The sequence below is a fragment of the Streptomyces sp. NPDC044002 genome, assembly GCF_056434525.1.
In genome coordinates this window covers 137,452-158,043 of record NZ_JBWKEZ010000007.1, presented here as the reverse complement: position 1 = coordinate 158,043, position 20,592 = coordinate 137,452, and the positions used below count along the sequence as shown (strand labels likewise).

Below are 20,592 nucleotides of genomic sequence, written 5' to 3'. Positions count from 1 at the left end.
CGACGACCACTCTCACGCACACGAAAGACGGATGGCGACCATGCAGATCAACGACTCGGTCAGGTACCTCGACAGCAGCGCCGGCGCGGAGACCGCGGCCCTCGACCACCCGCTGGGCGAGGTGGCGTTCGGGGCGAGCGGGACGCTGGGGCTGCGCAGCCGGCTGCTCAGATCGGCCGAAGCCGACACGGCCTTCACCATGGACATGCCCTGGACCACCGGCACCTGCCCGTTCTGAGGCGCGGCGGGGGACCGGCCCGCCGCCCGGCGGCGTACTCGGGATGACGTATTGACAGCTCAGGCAAAGGGCCGGGGAACCCCCGGCCCTTTGCCGTGCCCGAACAAGATCAAGTAGCCTGCGCTCATGCGAGCGACGTCGTCGGTCATCGTGGGGCGGGACGCCGAGATCCGGCTGCTGGACGAGGCCCTGGAGAGTGTCAAGAGGGGTGCCGGACGGGCGCTGTTCCTCGTCGGTGAGGCGGGCATCGGCAAATCCCGGCTGGCCGGCGAGTCGGCCCTGCGCGCCTACGAGCGGGACATGCCCGTGCTGCGCGGCCGCGCCACGTCCACCGGGCTCGTCGTGCCGTTCCGGCCGCTGGTCGAGGCGCTGTCCTCGCGGTTCCGGGCGGCGGGTGCCCCCGACGACCCCGAACTCCAGCCCTACCGGCCCGCGTTGGCCGGACTCGTACCGGAGTGGCGGTCCGGCACAGTGGCGCCCGGATATGCGATCTCGCTGGTCGAACTGGCCGAGGCGCTCCTGAGGTTGCTGGCCGTGCTCGGCCGCGAGCGGGGCTGCGTGATCCTGCTGGAGGACCTGCACGACTCCGACACCGAGACGATCGCGGTCGTCGAGTACGTCGTCGACAACGTCGCCGAGCTGCCGGTCCTCCTCGTCGGCACGCTGCGGCCCGACCCCGGCCCGGCGCTGGACCTCGCGCTCGCCGCCGAGCTGCGCAACACCGCCTACCTGCGGGAGTTGGGGCCGCTGGACGAGGCCGCCGTACGGGACATGGCGGCCGCGTGCCTGGACGTCGGACCGGGTGAGGTGCCCCCGGCCGCCCACCGCCACCTCGCGCAGTGGGCGGCCGGGAACCCGTACCTGGTGGAGGTGCTGCTGGCCGACCTGCTGGACACGGGACGGCTGAGCAGGGCCGACGGCGGGTGGCAGCTGGCCGAGCACGGCGGGGCGGCGGTTCCGACGGGCGCGGTCCGCAGCTGGGCGCGCCGGCTGGACCGGCTCGACGAACCGGTGCGCGAACTGCTGCTCGTCGCGGCGACGCTCGGCGGCCGGTTCTCCGTCGGGGCCCTGCGGGCGGTGACCGGGCTCGACGACCGGGCGCTCTTCGCCCACCTCCGGTCGGCCTCCGAGGTGGGGATCATCGCCCCGGACGGGGCCGCCCACGACCACTACGCCTTCCGGCACGCCCTGACGGCGGACGCGCTCCGGGCCTCCCTGCCGCCCGCCGAGCAGGCGGCGCTGGCCCGGCGCGCGGCCTCGGCCATCCAGGAGTCCGCCAGCGAACTCTCCGGCGACCAGCGTCAGTTGGTGGCCACCCTGCAACTGGCGGCGGGCGACATGGTGGCGGCGTCCCGGCAGTTCGCCGAGGTCGGCCGGCAGATGCTCGATGCCGGCGCGTCGGGCTCGGCCGCTGTGCTGCTGGAGCGCGCCCGGGGCCTGGCGACCGACGCGGAGCGGGACGAGATGACCGTCCAACTGGCCATCGCCCAGGCCGAGTCCGGGCGACTGGACGAGGCGGCCACGCTGCTCGACGACCTCCCGCCGGCGCCTGCCGGGTCGCGGGCCGCGGAGGAACGGGCCCAGGCGCACACGCAGGTCGCATGGGTCGCGACCATGGGCGAGCAGCAGGAGGAGGCGCACCGCCGGATCCGGGCCGCCCGCACCCTGCTGGGGGCCGCCCCGCGCCCGGAGCAGGAGGCGGCGCTCGCGGTGGTCGAGGGCCATCTCGCGCTGCTGCCGGAGCAGGACGGCGGGGGCAGGGGCCACGGTCCGGTGGGCCGGGGCGATGACGACGGCCGCGAGCGACTGGCAGCGGCGGAACGTTCCGCCCGGTCCGCCGCGCTCACCGCCGAGCAGCGCGGCCGGCCCGTGGTGGCCTGCCAGGCCTGGCAGCTGCTGGCCATGCTGTCCCGGGAGCGCGGCTTCGACGAGGCCGACGCCTGCCTGGAGCGGATGCTGGCGGTCGCCGAGCAGCACCGGCTCGCCGTCTACCGGACCGAGGCGTTGGTCCGGCTCGGCACCAACGCGTTCATGCGGACCGGTGAGGCGACGCGGCTGGAGACCGCCCGCACGGCGGCCCACGAACTCGGTTCGCTGACCCTGCTCCAGACCGTCGACGGGTTCCTCGCCATGCAGAGCGTGCTGGCCGGGCGGTGGGACCGGGCCCGGGAGGTCGTCGAGCGGCTGGTCGAGGCCAGCGCCCGCCTCCAGAACCTGTCGACCCACCGCTACCTGCTCCTCGTCGACGCCACGCTCGCCGCCCACCAGGGGCGGGCCCGCGACCAGGAACGCGCCCTGGTCCGGTTCCGCCGGGCCGGCGGCGAGGAGTCCATGCTCGTGCCCCTGCAGCGCGGACTGTGCCAGGCCGTGGGCGCGCTGATGGGGGAGGACCGGGAACGCGCGAAGGCCGAGCTCGACGCGGCGCTGGCCTGGGAGCGGGAGCACCCGAGCTTCTTCTACCTCAGCGGCCGTTACGGGCTCGGCCCCCTGCTGCGGATCCTCGACGGCGAGGACGCCGGCCGGGAGGCGTACCGGGAGGCGCTGGCCTCGCCGGGCGGGCAGTTGGCCTGGAACCGGATGTTCCTCGGCATGGCGGACGCGGTGCAGCGCGGCCGGGACGGCGACGCGGCCGGTGCGCAGCGCGCCGTGGAGCAGGCCGGCCGGGCGGCGGCGGTGTTCCCGCAGGCGTGGCACCTCGCCCTGCGGCTGACCGCCGAAGCGGCGCTCGCCGACTCCTGGGGAGAGCCGGTCGCCTGGCTGCGGACCGCCGAGGAGTACTTCCACGAGGCCGGCGTACCGACGGTGGCCGGGGCCTGCCGGGCCGTCCTGCGGCAGGCGGGGGTCAGCGTCCCGCAGCGCCGGGGCGGCCGGGAGCGGATCCCCGCGGAACTGCGCACCGCGGGCGTCACGCCGCGCGAGTACGAGGTGTTCGTGCTGCTGGCGGAGCGGCCCGGCAACCAGCAGATCGCCCAGAGCCTGTGCATCTCGCCCCGGACGGTGGAGAAGCACATGGCGAGCCTGATGCTCAAGACCGGCTCCGCGGACCGGGCTGCGCTGTGCGCCCTGTCCGCGCGGTGCGCGGCGGACCCGCACTGACTGCGGCCGACGGGAGCCGGGATGGGGGTCCCGCCCGTCTATATGGGGGCCCGCTCCCCTATATGGGGGCCGGTTCCCCCATACGGGGGAGCGGGCGGGCGCGACTCTGCGGGCCCGGCACCGATGTGCGCAGGGTGCGGGCCGCCGATGATCGAGGGGACCCACCCACTCCCCGTCCCCCTCCGGAGGTTCGTCCGATGCCGCGTCCGTTCGCGCAGCCCGCAGCGTCACCCGGCACGCTCAGGTTCTCCGTCCTCGGCCCGCTCACGGCCCACCGCGGCGACCGGGCGCTGAACCTCGGCCCGTTGAAGCAGCGGGTCGTGCTGGCGACCTTGCTCGGCTCCGCCAACACCCCGGTGTCCGTGGACACGTTGACCGACGCGGTCTGGCACGAGGACCCCCCGCGCACCGCCCGCAAGAACCTCCAGGTGTACGTGAGCGCCCTGCGCGCGCTGCTCGCCGACGACGACCCGGACCGGCCGCGGCTCACCCACACCTGCGGCGGATACGTGCTGCGCGTGGCGGAGGACGAGCTCGACCTCCTGCGCTTCCGCTCCCTGGTACGGGAGGCCGAGGGCCAGGAGCCCCGCCCGGCCGCCCGGCTGCTGCGCCAGGCCCTGGACCTGTGGCAGGGCCCGCCGCTGGGCGACGACCTGCGGCAGTCCTCCCGGCTGGCCGAGGAGGCCGAGCGGCTGGAGCTGCGCCACCTGACGGCCTACGAGAGCTGGGCGGAGGCCGAGCTGGAGCTGGGCGGCGCACCGGCGGTGGTCGAGGGGCTGCGCGACCTGGTGGAGCAGCACCCGCTCCGGGAGCGGCTGCGGTCCGCCTGGATGTGCGCGCTGAGCCGGTCCGGCCGGCAGGCCGAGGCGCTCGCGGCGTACGACGACTACCGGCAGCTCCTCGCCCGCGAACTGGGCCTGGAACCGGGGGGCGCCATGGCGGCCCGGTACCGGACGGTCCTCGCCGGCGACGGCCGGGCCGCGGCGGCCGCGGCCGCCCGCCCGCCGGCTGCCCGGCCGCCGGCCGTGCTGCCGCCCGACCTCGTGGACTTCACCGGACACGGCGAGGAACTGCGCTACCTCGTCGACCTCTTGGAGGACGACGGCGCCGGCCGGATCGTGCTGCTGTCGGGCCCGGCCGGGGCCGGGAAGACCGCGCTGGCGGTGCGGGCCGCCCACCAGCTCGGCGACCGGTTCGCCGACGGTCGGCTCTGCGTCTCGCTGCGCGACGCGGACGGCCGTACCCGCCCGCTGTCGGCGGTGCTCGCGGAGCTCGGGGAACGGACCGGCCAGAGCGGGCTGTCCGGGCCCGAGGCGTGGCGGGAGTGGCTGGCCCGGCACCGCGTGCTGGTGGTCCTGGACGACGTGCCCGACGAGCGCGCGGTACGGCCGCTGCTCCCGTGCGGCGGGCGGGGCCGGGTGCTGCTCACCGCACGCGGCCAGCTGGGCGGTCTGGCGCCCGTGCACCGGATCGGGGTCCCGCCACTGGGCACGGCCGAGTCCCTGCAACTGCTCGCGGGGCTCGTCGGCCAGGGCCGGGTGAGGGCCGACCGGGAGGCCGCCCTGCGCATCGTGCGCGCCTGCGGCGGGTCCCCGCTGGCGGTCCGGGTGAGCGGGATGCGGCTCGCGGTGCTCCGCCACGTACCGCTGTGGGAGTTCGCGGACCGGCTCACCGATCCGGCCGGGGCGCTGGACGAACTGACCTCCGGGGACGTCTCCGTCCGGCAGTGGCTCGCCCACGGCTGGGAGGCGCTGCCGGAGGACCGGGGCCGCGCCGCGGGACGGCTGGCCGCGGGCACCGGGGAGGGCCCCTTCGGCCTGACCGAGGCGGCCGAGGCCCTCGGCTGCGACGAACGGAACGCGGTGCGGGTGGTGGAGGCGCTCATCGACGCCGGAATGGTGACGTCGCCCTGCGGCGAGGTCACCGCCCACGCGGCCCAGTACGAACTGCCGCACCTGATACGGCTGTACGCGCGCGGCTCGGGACTCGGCACCCCCGTGCTGACCCCGGGCTGAGCGGCCCGGGCACCGGGCCCGGCCGCCCCCGTCGGGCGGCCGGAACCGGTGTGTCAGAGGGACTCCGGACCGGGACGCCCCGGGGCCGGCAGGCCCACGTGCCCCGCCAGGAAGGTGAGGCACTCCGCCTGCAGGGCCACCGCCCGGGACGCCGACCGGTCGCCGTGGCCGACGCCGCGCTCCAGCCGCAGCAGCACCGGACCGGTTCCGGTCGACGCGTGCTGGAGCGCCGCGCACATCTTGCGGGCGTGCAGCGGATCGGTCCGGGTGTCGCCGTCCGCGGCGACCAGCAGCACCGCCGGGTAGGCGGTCCCGGGCACGACCCGGTGGTAGGGGGAGTAGCCGAACAGCGTCGGCAGCAGGGCCGGGTCCTGAGCGCTGCCGTACTCGGGCGTCCAACTGGGCCCGAGGCCGGAGCGCTCGTAGCGGACCATGTCCAGCAGGGGGGCCATGCACACCACGGCGGCGTACTTCTCCGGCTGCTGGGTCAGGGCGGCGCCGACCAGCAGCCCGCCGTTGGAGCCGCCCATGATCGCGAGGCGGCCCGGTGCGGTCCAGCCCTCCGCGAGCAGGTGGTCGCCGGCCGCCGCGAAGTCGTCGAAGGTGTTCTGCTTGTTCCTCCCGCTGCCCGCCCGGTGCCAGGCCTCGCCCTCCTCCCCGCCGCCGCGCAGGCCCGCCCAGGCGAACACCCCGCCGGCCCTGACCCAGGCGAGGACCTGGGCGCGGTACCGGGGGGACATCGTCTTGCCGAAGCCGCCGTAGCCGGTGAGCAGCGCGGGGCGCGGCACGTCCGGACGGCCGGTGGGGGAGATCACGAACATCCGCACCACCGTGCCGTCCCGCGAGGGGAAGGCGACCTGGCGGGTGACCGCGCCGCCCAGGCCCGGGGTGTCCGGGGCGTCGCGCTCCCAGCGCACGGCCCGACCGGTCAGGGCGTCGAAGCGGAGCAGCCGGGGCGGGGTGACGAAGTCGGTGTAGGCGAAGTAGGCCTCGTGGCCGCCGGGCTGCCCGGCCGAGAAGTCGCCGACCGCGCCGGTGCCGGGCAGCGGTACCGTGCCGACCTGCCGGCCCTCGACCAGGTCGTGCACGGTCACCTCGGCCACCGTGTCGCGGGTCCAGGCGGCCAGCCCGAGCGGGTGCTTGACCTCGGGGCCGGACAGCACGACGAGGTGGGTCAGCACCGCGTCGGGCCGTTCGGGGACCACCTCGCGCCAGGCGGCGGGGCCCAGGTGCAGCTCGTCCGGCCGGCACGCGACGACGCGTCCGCGGGCCGCGTCGCGGTCGGTGCGCAGCCACACCAGGTCCCGCGGGCCCGTGCCGGACACCGCGTACAGGCGGGTGGCGGCGTCCATGCCCTCCTGCACGGGCCGCAGCTGCGGGCGCTCGACCGGCCCCGCCGACAGGTCGGCGAGGTAGAGGTCGGTGCCGCGGCCGGTGCCGAGCGTGGCCGTGACGCCGAGCCAGCGGCCGTCCGCGGTCACGGAGACGCTGTAGAACTGGGTCTTGTCCCGCCCTTCGCCGAAGACCACGGCGTCGGTCTCGGGGTCCGTGCCGATTCGGTGCAGGCACACCCGGCGGTGGTAGCGCCCCTCGCCGGGGTGCAGCCGGGGGTCGAGGTTGCGGACGTAGAAGAACGCCGCACCGCCGGGCAGCCAGCCGATCGACGACCTGCGCACCCGGTCCACCGGGCCGTCGACGATCTCCCCGGTGGCCACGTCCAGCACCCGCAGCAGCGAGTCCTCCGTGCCGTTGCGGGACACCTGGAAGGCCAGCAGAGTGCCCTCCACTGAGGGCTCCCAGGCGTCCAGCACGGTACGTCCGGACGGGTCGAGGGCGCCGGGGTCCAGCAGCACCCGCTCCGTCGTGTCCGCCCCGGCCTCCGCCACCATGAGCACCGGATGTTCCCGACCGGCGTCCTGGCGCAGCCAGAAGACCCGGCCGCCGCGCACCTCGGGCGCCCGGACGTGGTCCACGGCGTCGATCGCCGCCACCTCCGCCCGCCAGCGCTCCAGGTCCGCCCAGGAGGACCGGTCCGCCTCGAACAGCTCGTCCTGCTCCGCGCCCCAGCGCAGCGTCGCGGGGGCCCCGGCGTCCTCCAGCAGGCGGTACGGGTCGGGGACGGGCACGCCGTGCAGTTCCTCGACGAGGTCCTGCCGGTCCGCGTGCGGATAGCGGCGGGGCTCTGGGGTCACGTGTCGCTCTCTCATCGTTCGGTGGGTCGGAGTTCGCCGGAGTCGTCGATGCCGTGGTGGCCTGCGGGTTCCTCGTCGTCGCGGTGGGCGACGACCTCGGCCCGCTCGTGCGACCCGGGGTGCGCAGTCCCGGTCCCGGGCATGTCCGTCGTCTGTCGGGTGGGGAGTCCGCGGCGCGTGCCGTGCCCGGACGGACGGGTCTTCGGCCGGGAAGCGGAGCCTTCGGTGCCGGGCAGGGCGGCCATCGCGAAGAAGCCGGCCAGGAGGACGATCAGTCCCGAGGCGGCGATGACCGTGTCGACGGGGCCGAAGCGGAGCCCGCCGAGCGAGCCCCCGACGTCCTGCAGCAGAGATCCGGCGAGCCAGCCGGACAGGACGGCGGAGAGCATCGACGCCAGCCTCGTCACCGGGTAGAACACCGCCATCACCCGGCCCCGGTACTCCGGGGGCGCGGCCGCGAGCAGCAGCGGCGACATCGCGGTGTTCAGCATGGTGAGCGGAACGGTGAACACGAACAGCAGGGCGACACCGCCCGCGAAGCCGGTCTGCCGGGAGTAGGCGACCAGCAGCACACCGCTCACCAGCAGGGCGATCCAGGTGGTCCGCCGAGCCCCGAGCCACTGCACCGCCCGGCCCCCGGCCAGCGCTCCCGTGATGCCACCCGCACCCATGGCCATGCCGAGGTATCCGTAGAGGTCGGCGTCCGCGTGGAGGTTGTCGGTGGCGAAGAAGACGTTGAGCGTGCCCAGCGCCCCGGTGCCGAACTGGCCGATGGCGGAGAGCAGGAGCAGCGTCACCAGGAACCTGCTGCCCGCGAAGAAGCGCAGTCCGTCCGTGAACTCCCGCCGCAGCGCCGGCCCTTGCCGCTTGGCGGGCCCCCGTGCGCCGCCCGGTCCGGCGGAGCCCGTGCCGGCCCCGGGTACGCGGATGGAGCGGATGGCGACGTAGGACAGCGCGTACGTCAGGCCGTTGAAGAGCAGGGCCCACTGCAGCCCGGCGGTGAACAGCAGCGGTGCGGCCAGCGGCGGCCCGATGATCCAGGCCGTCTCGCCGGTCGCCTGCCCGATGCCGGCGGCCCGGGCGCGGTCGGCGTCCCCGCTCACCAGGTCCGCCAGGACCGCGAACCGCGCCGGGGAGAAGAACTGGCCGGCCGCGTTGAGCAGGAGCACGGTCGTGTAGATCAGTGCGAGCCAGACACCGGCCGGAAGGGCGCCGGCCGGCAGGAAGGTGAGGACCGTCAGCACGGCCACCACGGCGCCGCGGAGCACCTCGGTGCGCAGCATCGTGGCGAGCTTGTCCCAGCGGTCGACGAACACGCCCGCGAGCGGGCCGATGACCAGCACGGCGATGCTCGACGCCAGCACGATCCCGCTGACCGCCAGCGGCGCCCACGACTCGCCCTTCGCCAGCACCGTGGCCACCCACAGCACCAGCGTCGTGTTGAAGACGGCGTCCCCGACGGACGAGACTGCCTGGCCGAACCAGAGCCGGGTGTAGTCGCGGTTGATCAGGGTCAGCCGCGGCTTCATGACGGCCTCGGCGAGGAGACGACCAGCGCCATGAGGGCGGTGACCAGGGTGGTGTGGTAGGCCTTCGCGAAGAACTCCGCGGCCGGGGCCGACGGGTCCGCCCGGAGCGCGGCCGACCGGCCGGGGATCGCCCCGTCGGATCGCTGGGCCCGCACCAGGCATTCCACGGCCGCGGCTCCCGAGGGCGTGTCCAGCGGCTCGCTCCCCAGGATGTACTGGGTGAGGACCAGCTCCGCGGCCAGGTCCCACCGGTCGTGTTCGACGCAGTGGACCAGCAACCGGTCGACCAGGTCCCGGGCGTGCGCCAGGGCGGGCCCGTCCAGCCCGGGGGCGGTCCGGCCGAAGTCGCCGAGGTAGAAGGCGGTGTGCGTCACGCCGTACGCCTGCGGTTCGGTGAGCGGAGCCCCGTCCGCTGACGCCGGGTCACCCGGCCCGGCGGCGCGGAACGCGACGAGCGGGCTGTCCGGCAGGAGTTCGGCGTACGGTTCGAGGGTGTGGCGGACACCGGCCTTGTCCGCGTAGTGGCGGACCTCGATGCGCTGGTAGGCGGACTTCCCCTGCGGCGAGAGGACCCGGGCGTCGAGTCCGGCGAGCGTCGCCCGCACGTGGGTGCCGTCGATCGCGTCGGGGGCCAGGGCGGCGTAGATCAAACCGTACGTGGACCCGTGCGTCGGGATGTCGGCGAACAGCCGGGGAAGGTCCGGGTCCTGCCAGAGCCTGCGGACCAGGGCACCCGCCCCGCCCAGCTCGTCCGTGGGGTCGGGCAGGCGGGCCGCGCAGTGGCAGAGCAGCGCCAGTTCCAGCGCCGCCTTCGCCCGTCCGAGGGGTGCCGACGGGGCACCCGCCGCGAACGGGTCGAAGTGGTCCAGGTTTCCGCTCAGCCAGCCGAGCGCGCCGGCGGAGAGCCGGTCCAGGGGTGCGGACATGACTACAGGCGCCCCGTCTCTTGCAGGTAGTCGAGCAGCGCCGTGTCGACGGAGTCGCGGAACCTCGCCAGCGTCCGGGCGTCCTCGTCGTAGCGGTAGAGGTCCTGGCAGCCGATCCACTTGTCGCGGGTCTCCTCGCCCGGCAGGTAGCCGTCGGCGACCGTGCCGACCTCCCAGTCGGGCTTGCCCGCGGTCTCCCAGCAGCTGGCCAGGGTGCCGTCCGCGCTGACCACCGCGCCGTAGCGGCCGTCGGTGTGGCCGCAGGTGGCGCAGGTCTGGTCGGCGCCGGGGCGGCCCACGTTGAAGCCGAGGTCGAGCGCCCGGCGCTGCCAGCGGGAGAAGGCGGCCGGGAGTTCGCCCGTGTGCAGAAGGCTGTTCTCGTAGCCGACGCCCACGTCGCCGATCCGGGCGAAGTACAGGGTGCAGCGGGCGGGGTCGAGCGCGCCCGCGAGCCGCTCGACCAGGGAGTCCACGCCGTGGAAGGTCTCCTGGGAGACGTTCACGCGCAGCGTCCACTTGATCGACGTGTCCTCGGAGGCCTTGGCGATGTTCCCGACGATCTTGTCGAAGGTGGCGCCGCCGTCCGCCCGGCCGATCCGGATCCGGTCGTGGTCGGGCTTGTCGCCGTCGAACGTGACCTGGACGGCGTTGAGTCCGAGGTCGGCGAGCCGGCGGGCGAGGGACGGGGTGAGCAGCGTGGCGTTGGAGATCATCCAGGCCGAGGTCGGCGCGATCTCCGCGGCCCGCTCCAGCAGCTCCAGGCAGCCGCGCGGGTTGAGCAGGGGCTCCCCGCCGAAGAGCAGGATCCGGAGCTTCTCCAGGCCGACCGCGGCCATCTGCCGCTCGGTGAAGCCGAGGATGTCGGTGATGGTGTCCGAGGTGAGGCGGGTCTGGGCGATCCGCGGCGGCCGGCTGCCGCCCAACTGGTCCTGGGCGGTGTTCTGGAAGCAGTACCCGCAGCCCAGGTTGCAGTGGGTGCTGGTGAGGACGGTCAGCGAGTAGGACCTGATCCGGCCGGCGCCGAACATGCCGGTCTCGTGCAGGCGCTGCTCCGCGTCGGGGAGCAGGCCGCCTTCGGGGGTGACGTGCCGGTCGCGGAGCCGGGCCACCCCGCCCGGGCCCAGGAACCACCAGTTCCGCTCGCCCTTCAGGAGGCGGGCGCCGGAGGGGAGGGGGGCGGGCGGCGTGGTCGGGCTCAGGTTCACCGGCAGGCCGATGTTCACCGCTTGGTCGATGCTCACAGGGTCTCCCGTACGGCCGTTGCCGCTGTCAGGGCGGGGTCGTCGGTCCGGCCGCCGGTGATGACGAGCGTCACCAGCGCCACGACGAGGGTCACTTTGTAGGACTTGCGGAAGTAGTGCTCGGGCGTGGCGTCCGCCGGGATCCGCTCGGCGGCGGTGCGGCCGGGGATCGATCCGTCGGGGGCCTGGGCGGCGCAGAGCATCCGCAGGGCGGCCGCGCCGGAGCGCGTGCGCAGCGGATCCGCGCCCAGGCAGTGCTGGGCGAGCAGCAGCTTCGCCGCCACGTCCCAGTCGCCGAGCGCCACGTAGTGGTCCGCCAGCCGTTCCACCACGCGCAGCGCCCGCTCCTGCTCCCCCGCGGACAGCGGGAGCTCGCGCAGGCCGAAGTCGCTGAGGTAGAAGAGGGTGTGCGCGACCTGGCAGCCGTCCAGGTCGGCCACCGGCAGCGTGGCGGCGCGGGGGAGCGGACTCGCCTCGTACAGCTCCTCGTACGGGGCGAACAGGTGCGGGACGCCGGCGAGGTCGGCGTAGAACCTGGCCTCCAGGTGCACGAACGGCGGCTTGCGGCCCGGCGTCAGATGACTGCCGGCCGCCAGCCGGGCCAGCATGGCGCGGGGCGCCTCGCTGTCGGGCCCGGCCGGTGCCAGCGCCGCGTAGATGAGCTCGAACTGGCGCACGTGCCGCTCGTCGACGGCGAGGAGCTCGCGGAAGTCGGGGCGCTGCCAGACGCGTTCGACGACCTGGGTCACCTCCGCCAGGGCGGGGTCCGCGGGGGCGCACTTCTCCCAGTAGCGGCGGACCATCGCGAGCTGCAGCAGGGCCTTCACGCGCGGGGTCACCGGCAGTTCGGTGTATGCGGCGGGGGAGTCGAGGTAGGCCGCGTGCCGCCCCAGCCACCGCCGCGCGCCCGCCGACAGGCTCGCCACGGCCTGGTCGGGGCCTGCTGATCGCGTACTCATGGTTCTCCTTCGGGGAAACGGACGCCTCGGCCGAGGGGCGGTGGAGGCCTCGGCCGAGGGAGCGGTGGGGCTTACGCCGCGGCGCCGGCCGGGGCAGTGGCCGGCAGCCCGGCCGCCTCCTCGACGGCGTCGGCCGCGCGTGCTGCGCTGTCCGTCACGGCCAGCCGGCTGCCGAGCACCTGGGCGCGGACCCGCAGACCTTCGTCCCACCACGCGGACTCCAGCAGCGCCGTAGCCGCCACGGACGGGTCGTTCGGGAAGTGCACGGCCACGCCGGCCCGCAGGCAGGCGCCGGTGAGCAGGGTCTGCTCGGAGCCGTTGGGCGACAGCGCGAGGGGCTTGCCGCGCAGCAGCGCGGCCAGCACGGGCGCGGAGGTGCCGCTGCTCAGCACGAGGTTGGCGCGGTCGACCAGCGGTCCCAGCCAGCGCTTGCGGACCAGCAGGATGTCGGCATCGGGGGCGGGCTGCGGGTCGGTCGAGCGGCCCTGTTCGACCACGGCCTGGAACCGGCCGCCGGTGAAGGCCTCGTTGAGCCGCGGCCACAGGCTCCTGCCCTCGAAGAAGCGGCCGAGGTGGACGTAGACCACGGGCTTGTCGGAGCGCGACAGGTGGTCCCCGATCGCCTCGACGTCCGCCGGGTCGGGCGTCGGTTCCCAGGACAGCGGGCCCACGTGCCGGACCCGCTCGGGCAGTTGCGCACCCGGGTACTCCAACTCCGGATCCCCGCGCAGCAGCAGCGCGTCGCCCAGCAGCGGTTCGTCCCCCCACCGGGAGGCGCGCCCCGCCAGACCGGCCTCCTCCCGGAGGTCGGAGTAGAGCCCCAGGCATCCCTCGGTCCGGCTCCGCCGGGTCCGGCCCAGGTGCGGCTCGTCGTCGCCGCCGGTCCGGTAGTCCCACAGGTGGGCCGCGAGCCCGACCACCACGACCGGGATGTCCAGTGTCTCGGCGGCGAGCAGGGCGCCGTTGCAGAGTACGGAGGTGACCAGCAGGTCGGCCCCGGTCTCCCGGGCCGCGCGTACGGTCGCGCGGTACTGTGCCGCGCCCTGCGGCCCCCACCACGTGGCGGAGAACGCACGGTGGCCGCCGAAGTCCTCGGCCGCCGCGAACGGCAGTCCGGCATCGGCGGCGACGGGCGCTGCGGTGGCCCGGCCCAGCACACTGACGTGATGGCCCCGGCGCCGTAGTTCCCGGCCGGCCGCGACCGCCGGGTAGAGGTAGCCGCCGTCACTGAGCGGACAGAGAAGGATCTTCATGGTGTGCCGCTCCTCACGTTGTGGCGGATGCCAGGGTGGCCGCGGGCCCCCGGCTCTTGGCAGCAGCTGCCGAGAGCCGGGGGGCCCGCGCGGTCATCAGGCGAGATGAGCAGTCATCACATCTCGTGGGAGTGGTTGATGATGCACGAGCCGGCCTCGGCCTCTTCGTCCTCGCGGTGGGCGACGACCTCGATGTCCTCGTTCTCGGTCTCGGGGGTGATGTTCTCGCTCATGTTCTTCTCCTTCGGTTTGTCGGCGTCGTTCCGCCGTCTGAGAAGAAAGTTAGGGAGCCCGGGTACGGGAACGCCTGGCCGGCGGTTCGGCACCGGTATACCCCGAGGCCACGTACGCGGTACGACCCCGAAACCCCGCCGGACGCCCCGCCGCGCCCCGCCGTACGACCGCTGCGACCTGCGGACCAACCGATCACCAGGCGTTCTCGAACCGGAAGTTGGCCGCGCGCGGAGACGATCCGGGCCTGATCCGCGCGCGACACGAGCGCACGGCGCGAGTACATGAGGGGGAGACGTGGAACTGGCGGAGCTCATAGGCCTGCGGCCGGTGCCCTGTGGCGGCCTGCTGGTGGCGCTCACCCGCCGCTGCCCCATGAGTTGCGCACACTGCTCCACCAACTCCTCCATGGCGGCCTCCGAGGAGCCCGACCAGGAGCACCTGCTGCGCTTCATCGGTTCGTTCGGCGCGGAGGACCGCCCCGAAGTGGTCATGCTGACCGGCGGCGAACCGCTGCTGCTGCCGGAACTGGCCGCCCGCCTGGCCTCTCTCGCCCGCGCCGCGGGCTCCCGCACGGCACTGCTCAGCGGGATGTTCTTCGCCCGCGGCGGACGCGTCCCGGACCGGATCATGCGGGCGATCACGTCCCTCGACCACTTCTCGGCGAGCCTGGACGTCCACCACGAGCGCGAGGTCCCCCGCGCGGACGTGCTGTGCGCCCTGCGGGCCGTGCTCGACGCCGGGATCCCCGTCAGCATCCACCTCACCGGCACCGGAGGCGACGACCCGTACCTGGCGGACGCCGTCGCGGACATCCGCCGCACCTTCGCCGGCCGGGTGCCCCTGCTCGTCAACGAGGTCCGGCCGCTCGGCCGCGCCGCGGGCCTGGTCCGGGCGACACCGGACGGACCGGACGGCACCGTGGCGGCGCCCTGCACCCTCGCGGCCTGGCCGGTGATCGCCTTCGACGGGACCGTGGCCGCCTGCTGCAACCAGTGGACGGTGGACCGCCGCCCCGTACCCCCGCACCTGCGGCTCGGACACATCGCCGACGACGACTGGCAGGCCGTCCGCGAGCGCTCCCTCGCCTCCCCGGTGCTGCGGATGCTGCGCTCCGTCGGCCCCCGGCGGCTGCACGCCCGGTACGGGACCTCGCCCGCCCCGGCCGGCTACTGCCGCAGCTGCCACGCGCTCGCCGACCGCCCCGAGGTCCTCGCGGGCGCGGCCCGCGACGCCGGCGGCCGGGTCGGCGAACTCCTCGACCGGCTCAGCACGGAGCAGCAGCTCGCCGCCGGGCCCGCCGCCCTGGTGAGCCGCATGGGCTGCGCCCGCTACGCGCACCTGGTCGAGACGCTCCCCGCTCAGGAGAAGAGCCACCGATGACCGTCACCGCATCCTTCGCGCTCACGACCAAGCTCGCACCCACCACCACCGCCCTGAGGGCCGCGACCGCGGCCCTCTGGCGGCCGGACGGGCTGCGGCAGCGGTACCTGCGCTACCTGGCCGCCATGTACCCGCTCGTCCGGGCCTCGGTGCCGCTGCTGGAGCGGGCCGCCGAACGGTGCGCCGAGCTCGACGACCCGGCCGCGCGGACCCTCGCGGCGTACTGCACCCGCCACGCCGAGGAAGAGCGCGGCCACGACACCTGGCTGCTGGAGGACCTCGCCGCCGCCGGCGCCGGGCCGGCCGCCGTGCCGCACCCCCTCGTCGTCGAACTCGCCGGGGCGCAGTACTACCGGATCGAGCACGAGCACCCCATTGCACTGCTCGGCTACGTCGCGGTCCTGGAGGGCAACGCCCCCGGGCCCCGGCTCGCCGACCGCCTCGCCGAGGCCACCGGCCTCCCCGACGCCGCGTTCCGCACCCTGCGGGAACACGCCGAGCTCGACGGCGGCCACCTCGACGACCTCCACCGGGTGCTCGACGCCCTCGCGCCGACCCCGACCCGGCAGACCGCCGTCTCCGTCAGTGCCCTGCACACGGCGGACCTGCTCACCCGGCTCTTCCTCTCCCTCGCCGACAACCCCGGAGAACACCCGTGACCGACCACACCGTGCCGTACGACGACGCCCCGTCCGACGCGTCCCCGTCCGAGCCCACGCTGGAGGCGCTGGCCGCCGCCGGCTTCGAACTCGACGCGCTCAGCGAAGAGCAGCACGAGGTCCTGCGCGCGCTGGCCCCGGAGGAACTGGCCCTGCTCGTCGACATCAGGGGGCGGCTCGACGCGGCCGCGCCCGAGGTGCAGGCCCACGCCGACGTGGCGGGCGGCGCCCTCTTCTGACACCGGCCGCCCCGCCGTCCCGCGTCCACCGGAGGAATCCATGCCCTGTACCTCGTGCCGGAGCGCACTGCCGCCCGGCGCCCGGTTCTGCCCGTCCTGCGGCAGCCCGTGCGCCCCCGGGCCGGCCACGGTCAAGCCGACCGGCCGCAAGGTCGTGACCGTCCTCTTCTGCGACCTGGTGGGTTCCACCGCGCTCTCCGGAGCACTGGACGCGGAGACCCTGCGCTCGGTGACGCTCCGCTGGTTCGACCTGATGAGGCTCCGGATCGAGGAGCAGGGCGGCACCGTGGAGAAGTTCATCGGGGACGCCGTGATGGCCGTCTTCGGCGTGCCGACCGTACGGGAGGACGACGCCCGCCGGGCGGTCGCCGCCGCCCTGGCCATGCAGAAGGCGCTCGCCGGACTCAACGTCCGGCTGGAGCAGGGCGTCGGCGTCCGGCTGGAGATGCGCATCGGTCTCAACACCGGCCAGGCGGTGACGGGTTCGGCAACCCTGCGGCAGGCGATGGTCTCCGGCGAGGTGGTCAACGTCGCCGCCCGCCTGGAACAGAACGCCGTCGCCGGAGAGATCCTCATCGGACCGGACACCCTGGCGGCCGCCGGGCCGGGCGTCCGGACGACCGAGACCGGACCGCTGCTCCTCAAGGGCAAGACCGACCGGGTCGCCGCCCACCGCCTGCTCGGCCTCGACGAGGCGGAGGGACCGGAGGCGCTGCGCCGCTTCGACCTCGCCTTCATCGGCCGGACCCGCGAACTCGCCCTCCTCGACCAGGCGCTGGACCGTGTGGTCCGCACCCGCGGGGCCGGCCTCGTGGTGGTCGGCGGGGAGGCGGGCCAGGGCAAGACCAGGCTCGTCCGCGAATGGCTCCACAAGGCGCCGGCCACGGCCGGCGGACCGCGCCACGGCTTCGGGCACGTCCGGGCCCGGGGCGAACAACCCAGCCTCGGGCCGCTCGCCGAGGCCGTGGCCGACCTGCTGGAGACCGCCGGCCCGGTCGTACCGTCGCCCGAACTGGACCTGCTCCACCAGGGCCTGCTCCTGGACGGCACGCCCAACCCGTCACCGGCGGACACCTGCGCCGCGCTCGCCAAGGTCCTCGCCGGGCTCTCCGCAGCCGAGCCGGTGGTCCTGGTGATCGACGACTGCCACTGGGCCGCGCAGCCGCTCTTCGACACCCTCGACCGGCTGCTGCGGGCACTCGCCGACGCGGCCGTCCTGATCGTGCTGCTCACCCGCCCCCAACTGTTCGACGTACGACCCGAGCTGGCACTGGACGCCGTGCCGCTCGGCGGGCTCTCCGACGCCGAGGCGCAGCTCCTCGCGGCCGAGCTCACCGGGGGCGCGACCGACGGCGAGCCGCTCGGTCCCCGGGTCCTGGCCCGGGTGGGCGGAAACCCGCTGCACCTGGAGCAGTTGCTGGTCGCGGGCGACCCCGTCGACGCGGACCGCGTCCCGCTCCCGCTCCAGGCCCTGATCGGCGCCCGGATCGACGCGCTCGACCCGCCCGAGCACCGGGCCCTGGGCCTGGCCTCCGTCCTCGGTGGCGACTTCACCGCCGACGAACTGACCGCGCTCGCCGGACAGCCCGCGCCGGAGTGGACCGGAGCCGCCCTCCACCCCGTGCTGCACCGGTTGGTCCGGCACCGCCTGATCAGGCCGGACGGCGGGGCGTTCCGCTTCGCCGGCGGGCTGATCCAGGAGGTCGTCTACACCAGCCAGTCCAAGCAGGACCGGGCCGACCAGCACGAAGAGGCGGCCCGCCTGGACTCGGTCCGCCGGCGGGGCAGCGCGGCGGTCGGGGGCCATCTGGAACAGGCCTACCGCTACCGGGTCGAGCTGGGCGCCCAGGACGCCCACACCGACGGGCTGCGCCGGCGCGCCGCCGACGCGCTCGCCGAGGCCGGGCGGCTGGCACTGGCGCACGCCGACCCCGTGTGGGCCGCCGACGTGCTGTCCCGCGCCGCGGCCCGCTACGCGGCGGGCGAGCCGGGCAGCACGGCGACCCGCCGACGGCTCGGCCAGACGCTGCTGGACCTGGGGCGCGGCACCGAAGGCCGAGCGCTGCTCGAAGAAGTACTGGCCGAGGCCCGGGCCGACGGCGACGAGGACGTGGAGACCGCGCACGCCCGCCTCGCCCTGGCCTCGGCCGGCCGGTCCACGGGACCGGACGAGTCGCCGGCCGAGGCAGCCGGCGCCACCCTGCCGGTCTTCGCGGCCGCCGGCGACCACCTCGGCCAGGCCAAGGCCTGCCTGAGGCTCGCCCAGCGCGCCCAGGAACAGGGCCGGCACCGGCCGGCCGAGGGCCTGCTCGCCGACGCGCTGGAGCACGCGGTACGCGCCGACGCCGAGCCGGAGCGCGCCGCGGCCCTCGGCGCGATGGGGGTCTCGCTCTGGCGCGGCCCCCAACCGGTCGAGGCCGCGGCGGCCCGCTGCCGTGAGCTCCTCGCCGACCAGGGGCCCGGCCGCCGGGCCGTCCGGCTCACGCTCAACTGCCCGCTGGCGGTGCTGCTGGCCCTCCACGACGACCGCGACGGAGCCCTGGCCTGCCTCGCCGAGGCGGAGCAGCTCGCGCAGCGGCTCGGCTACGCCGAGGCCGACGCCTTCCTGCCGATCTTCACCGCCACCGTGGCCGACCTGACCGGCCGCCGGGAGGAGGCACTGCCGAGCCTGGAACGGGCCGCCACCGCCGCGCGGGAGCTGGGTGCCACGGCACTGCTGCGCAGCGCCCTGGCCGACGCCGCCCGCATCCGGCTGGACCTCGATGACTGGCGCACCGCCCGCGACACCCTCGCCGAACTGGACGGGGAGCGGGCCGGGCCGGCCCGACCACGCGCCGAGTCGGCCGACCTCGACGGCCTGCGCGCCCGGATCGCCGCCGCGCGCGGGCAGGCCGCGACCGCCACCCGGTTGGCCGCCCGGGCGCTCGTCACCGCCGACCGCACCGACTCGCCCATCGTCCAGGGCACCGCCGCCCTCGACATGGCCCGTACCGCCCTCGCGCTGGGGCGCCAGGCCGACGCAGCCGCGGCGGCCGCGCGCGCCCGGAGGCGCTTCGCGGCGAAGGGCCATCTCCCCGCCGTACGCCAGGCCGAGGCAGTGGTCGCCCGCTGCCACGGCCGTACCTCCGGGCACGGTCCCGGAGCCGGAAAGGAAACACCACGATGACCACCGCGCAGCACCCTGCGCCCGCACTCACCTGGGGCCTGCGAGGGCGAGGCCCCGCGGACGTACCCGTCGAGGCCGACGGCCCGCCCGAACCGCCGGGGGAAGGCCTCCTCGGCGGCACCGGCCGCGGCATACGCGTCTGCGTGGTCGACTCGGGCGTCGAACGGGACCACCCCATGGTCGGCCCGCTCGACCGCTCGTGGCGGGTCTTCAAGGACGCCGACGGGGTCCACGTCGAGGAGACGGAGGACGGGGACGCCTGCGGTCACGGCACCGCCTGCGCCGGGATCATCCGGCGCACCGCTCCGGAGTGCGAGATCTCCAGCGTCCGGGTGCTCGGCGACCGGTTCTCCGGCAGCGGGGACGTCCTGCTCGAAGGGATCCGGTGGGCCGTGCGCCAGCGGTTCGACGTGGTCAACCTCAGCCTGTCCACCACCCACGACCGCTTCGTGGACGAGCTTCGCCGGCTGGCCGACGAGGCGTACTTCCAGCAGACCGTGATCGTCGCCTCCGCGCACAACACCCGCGTGGAGAGCTTCCCCTGGCGCTTCTCCTCGGTGATCTCGGTCGGCAGCCACCAGGAGGACGACCCGGACCTGCACCTGTACAACCCCGAGCCGCCGGTGGAGTTCTTCGCCCCCGGCCAGAAGGTCCAGGTGGCGTGGCTCGGCGGCACGTCGATCCGCAGCTCCGGCAACAGCTACGCCACGCCGTTCATCGCGGGGCTCTGCGCGCGGATCCTGTCGAGCAGCCCCCGGCTCACGCCGTTCCAGCTCAAGAACGCCCTGTACCTGTCCGCAGCCAACGTCCGTGTCCACGGACGCCGGTAACAACCGGCACCGGAAGGAAGCCCCATGACCCAGACGATCGCACCCGTCGTGAACGCAGCACCCCGGCCGGATCCCGCCGTGGCGGAGCTCCTGCAGTCGGTGGTGGACACCGCGCGCGCCATCTTCGGCGCGCAGGCCAGTTCCATCATGCTCCTGGACGCCGCGGCGGACGAGCTCAGCTTCGAAGCCGTCTCCGGCCAGGGACAGGAGTTCCTGGTGGGCCGGCGGTTCCCGGCCGGCCGCGGGATCGCCGGGTGGGTCGCCGCCTCGGGGGAGCCGATGGTGGTCGACGACCTGCGCGACAGCATCGCCTTCGACCGGGACATCGCCGAGTCCACCGGCTACGTACCGGACGCGCTGATGGCCGCCCCGCTCATCCGCGGGGACCGGGTCCTCGGCGTCCTGGAGGTGCTCGACCCGTCCCCGCAGGCCCGGTCCGGCCTGCCGGAACTCGACCTGCTGTGCCTCTTCGCCCGGCAGGCCGCCGTGGCCCTGCACGTGCTGACCACCCGCCCGGCCCGGGTGGCCCCGGAGCCCCCCGACACCCGGGACACTCCCGACGGCCCGGACGGCCCTTCGCGCACCGAGCTCCTGCGCCTGCTCACCGAAGCCCGCCGCCTCCTCGGAGAGTGACG

15 protein-coding genes are annotated in these 20,592 nt (G+C 75.2%); 9 read left to right on the top strand and 6 right to left on the bottom strand.

Annotation, left to right across the window (positions count from 1 at the left end):
* Window positions 1-31: 31 nt before the first annotated feature.
* The 3 genes from AC07A6_RS08045 (at window position 32) to AC07A6_RS08035 (ending at window position 5,349) form a co-directional block, all read left to right on the top strand.
* The gene (locus tag AC07A6_RS08045; protein WP_362463540.1) at window positions 32-238 is read left to right on the top strand and encodes a hypothetical protein; all 207 of its coding nucleotides are present in this window, start codon (window positions 32-34) and stop codon (window positions 236-238) included.
* Window positions 239-364: 126 nt separating this feature from the next.
* On the top strand, window positions 365-3,334 hold the full coding sequence (locus AC07A6_RS08040; RefSeq protein WP_478776484.1) for a helix-turn-helix transcriptional regulator: 2,970 nt from the start codon (window positions 365-367) through the stop codon (window positions 3,332-3,334).
* 197 nt (window positions 3,335-3,531) lie between these two features.
* The gene (locus AC07A6_RS08035) at window positions 3,532-5,349 is read left to right on the top strand and encodes an AfsR/SARP family transcriptional regulator (protein ID WP_478776483.1); all 1,818 of its coding nucleotides are present in this window, start codon (window positions 3,532-3,534) and stop codon (window positions 5,347-5,349) included.
* Window positions 5,350-5,402: 53 nt separating this feature from the next.
* Here AC07A6_RS08035 and AC07A6_RS08030 read toward each other — a convergent pair whose 3' ends face one another.
* The 6 genes from AC07A6_RS08030 to AC07A6_RS08005 all read right to left on the bottom strand — a co-directional run bounded on the left by AC07A6_RS08030 (window position 5,403) and on the right by AC07A6_RS08005 (window position 13,449).
* On the bottom strand, window positions 5,403-7,541 hold the full coding sequence (locus AC07A6_RS08030; protein ID WP_478776482.1) for a prolyl oligopeptidase family serine peptidase: 2,139 nt from the start codon (window positions 7,539-7,541) through the stop codon (window positions 5,403-5,405).
* An 11-nt stretch (window positions 7,542-7,552) separates the two neighbouring features.
* Window positions 7,553-9,070, bottom strand: coding sequence for an MFS transporter (locus tag AC07A6_RS08025; RefSeq protein ID WP_478776481.1), 1,518 nt, complete (start codon window positions 9,068-9,070; stop codon window positions 7,553-7,555).
* On the bottom strand, window positions 9,067-9,996 hold the full coding sequence (locus AC07A6_RS08020; RefSeq protein WP_478776480.1) for a DUF6895 family protein: 930 nt from the start codon (window positions 9,994-9,996) through the stop codon (window positions 9,067-9,069). Before AC07A6_RS08020 ends, AC07A6_RS08025 begins: the two co-directional genes overlap by 4 nt.
* A gap of 2 nt (window positions 9,997-9,998) precedes the next feature.
* Window positions 9,999-11,195: a radical SAM protein gene (locus AC07A6_RS08015; RefSeq protein ID WP_362463688.1), complete on the bottom strand. Its 1,197-nt coding sequence runs from the start codon at window positions 11,193-11,195 to the stop codon at window positions 9,999-10,001.
* 38 nt (window positions 11,196-11,233) lie between these two features.
* Window positions 11,234-12,196: a DUF6895 family protein gene (locus tag AC07A6_RS08010; RefSeq protein WP_478776479.1), complete on the bottom strand. Its 963-nt coding sequence runs from the start codon at window positions 12,194-12,196 to the stop codon at window positions 11,234-11,236.
* Between the two features lie 71 nt (window positions 12,197-12,267).
* Entirely contained in the window at window positions 12,268-13,449 is a 1,182-nt protein-coding gene (locus tag AC07A6_RS08005) for a glycosyltransferase (protein ID WP_478776478.1), read from the bottom strand.
* 528 nt (window positions 13,450-13,977) lie between these two features.
* Here AC07A6_RS08005 and AC07A6_RS08000 point away from each other — a divergent pair.
* From AC07A6_RS08000 to AC07A6_RS07975, 6 genes are read left to right on the top strand one after another with little or no spacing between them, the layout of a single operon-like run.
* Window positions 13,978-15,063, top strand: coding sequence for a radical SAM protein (locus AC07A6_RS08000; protein WP_478776477.1), 1,086 nt, complete (start codon window positions 13,978-13,980; stop codon window positions 15,061-15,063).
* Complete coding sequence (locus tag AC07A6_RS07995; protein ID WP_362463566.1) at window positions 15,060-15,722, top strand: iron-containing redox enzyme family protein; 663 nt, start codon at window positions 15,060-15,062, stop codon at window positions 15,720-15,722. Before AC07A6_RS08000 ends, AC07A6_RS07995 begins: the two co-directional genes overlap by 4 nt.
* Complete coding sequence (locus tag AC07A6_RS07990; RefSeq protein ID WP_386272640.1) at window positions 15,719-15,961, top strand: aroma-sacti cluster domain-containing protein; 243 nt, start codon at window positions 15,719-15,721, stop codon at window positions 15,959-15,961. Before AC07A6_RS07995 ends, AC07A6_RS07990 begins: the two co-directional genes overlap by 4 nt.
* A 40-nt stretch (window positions 15,962-16,001) precedes the next feature.
* Complete coding sequence (locus tag AC07A6_RS07985; protein WP_478776476.1) at window positions 16,002-19,127, top strand: adenylate/guanylate cyclase domain-containing protein; 3,126 nt, start codon at window positions 16,002-16,004, stop codon at window positions 19,125-19,127.
* On the top strand, window positions 19,124-19,957 hold the full coding sequence (locus AC07A6_RS07980) for a S8 family peptidase (RefSeq protein ID WP_362463571.1): 834 nt from the start codon (window positions 19,124-19,126) through the stop codon (window positions 19,955-19,957). Before AC07A6_RS07985 ends, AC07A6_RS07980 begins: the two co-directional genes overlap by 4 nt.
* 24 nt (window positions 19,958-19,981) lie before the next feature.
* Window positions 19,982-20,590: a GAF domain-containing protein gene (locus tag AC07A6_RS07975; RefSeq protein WP_478776475.1), complete on the top strand. Its 609-nt coding sequence runs from the start codon at window positions 19,982-19,984 to the stop codon at window positions 20,588-20,590.
* Window positions 20,591-20,592: the final 2 nt, after the last annotated feature.

Coding starts and splice junctions, on each gene's coding strand:
- AC07A6_RS08045 (WP_362463540.1), top strand. CDS start 32: ATGGCGACCATGCAGATCAACGACTCGGTCAGGTACCTCGACAGCAGC.
- AC07A6_RS08040 (WP_478776484.1), top strand. CDS start 365: ATGCGAGCGACGTCGTCGGTCATCGTGGGGCGGGACGCCGAGATCCGG.
- AC07A6_RS08035 (WP_478776483.1), top strand. CDS start 3,532: ATGCCGCGTCCGTTCGCGCAGCCCGCAGCGTCACCCGGCACGCTCAGG.
- AC07A6_RS08025 (WP_478776481.1), bottom strand. CDS start 9,070: ATGAAGCCGCGGCTGACCCTGATCAACCGCGACTACACCCGGCTCTGG.
- AC07A6_RS08020 (WP_478776480.1), bottom strand. CDS start 9,996: ATGTCCGCACCCCTGGACCGGCTCTCCGCCGGCGCGCTCGGCTGGCTG.
- AC07A6_RS08010 (WP_478776479.1), bottom strand. CDS start 12,196: ATGAGTACGCGATCAGCAGGCCCCGACCAGGCCGTGGCGAGCCTGTCG.
- AC07A6_RS08005 (WP_478776478.1), bottom strand. CDS start 13,449: ATGAAGATCCTTCTCTGTCCGCTCAGTGACGGCGGCTACCTCTACCCG.
- AC07A6_RS07995 (WP_362463566.1), top strand. CDS start 15,060: ATGACCGTCACCGCATCCTTCGCGCTCACGACCAAGCTCGCACCCACC.
- AC07A6_RS07985 (WP_478776476.1), top strand. CDS start 16,002: ATGCCCTGTACCTCGTGCCGGAGCGCACTGCCGCCCGGCGCCCGGTTC.
- AC07A6_RS07980 (WP_362463571.1), top strand. CDS start 19,124: ATGACCACCGCGCAGCACCCTGCGCCCGCACTCACCTGGGGCCTGCGA.
- AC07A6_RS07975 (WP_478776475.1), top strand. CDS start 19,982: ATGACCCAGACGATCGCACCCGTCGTGAACGCAGCACCCCGGCCGGAT.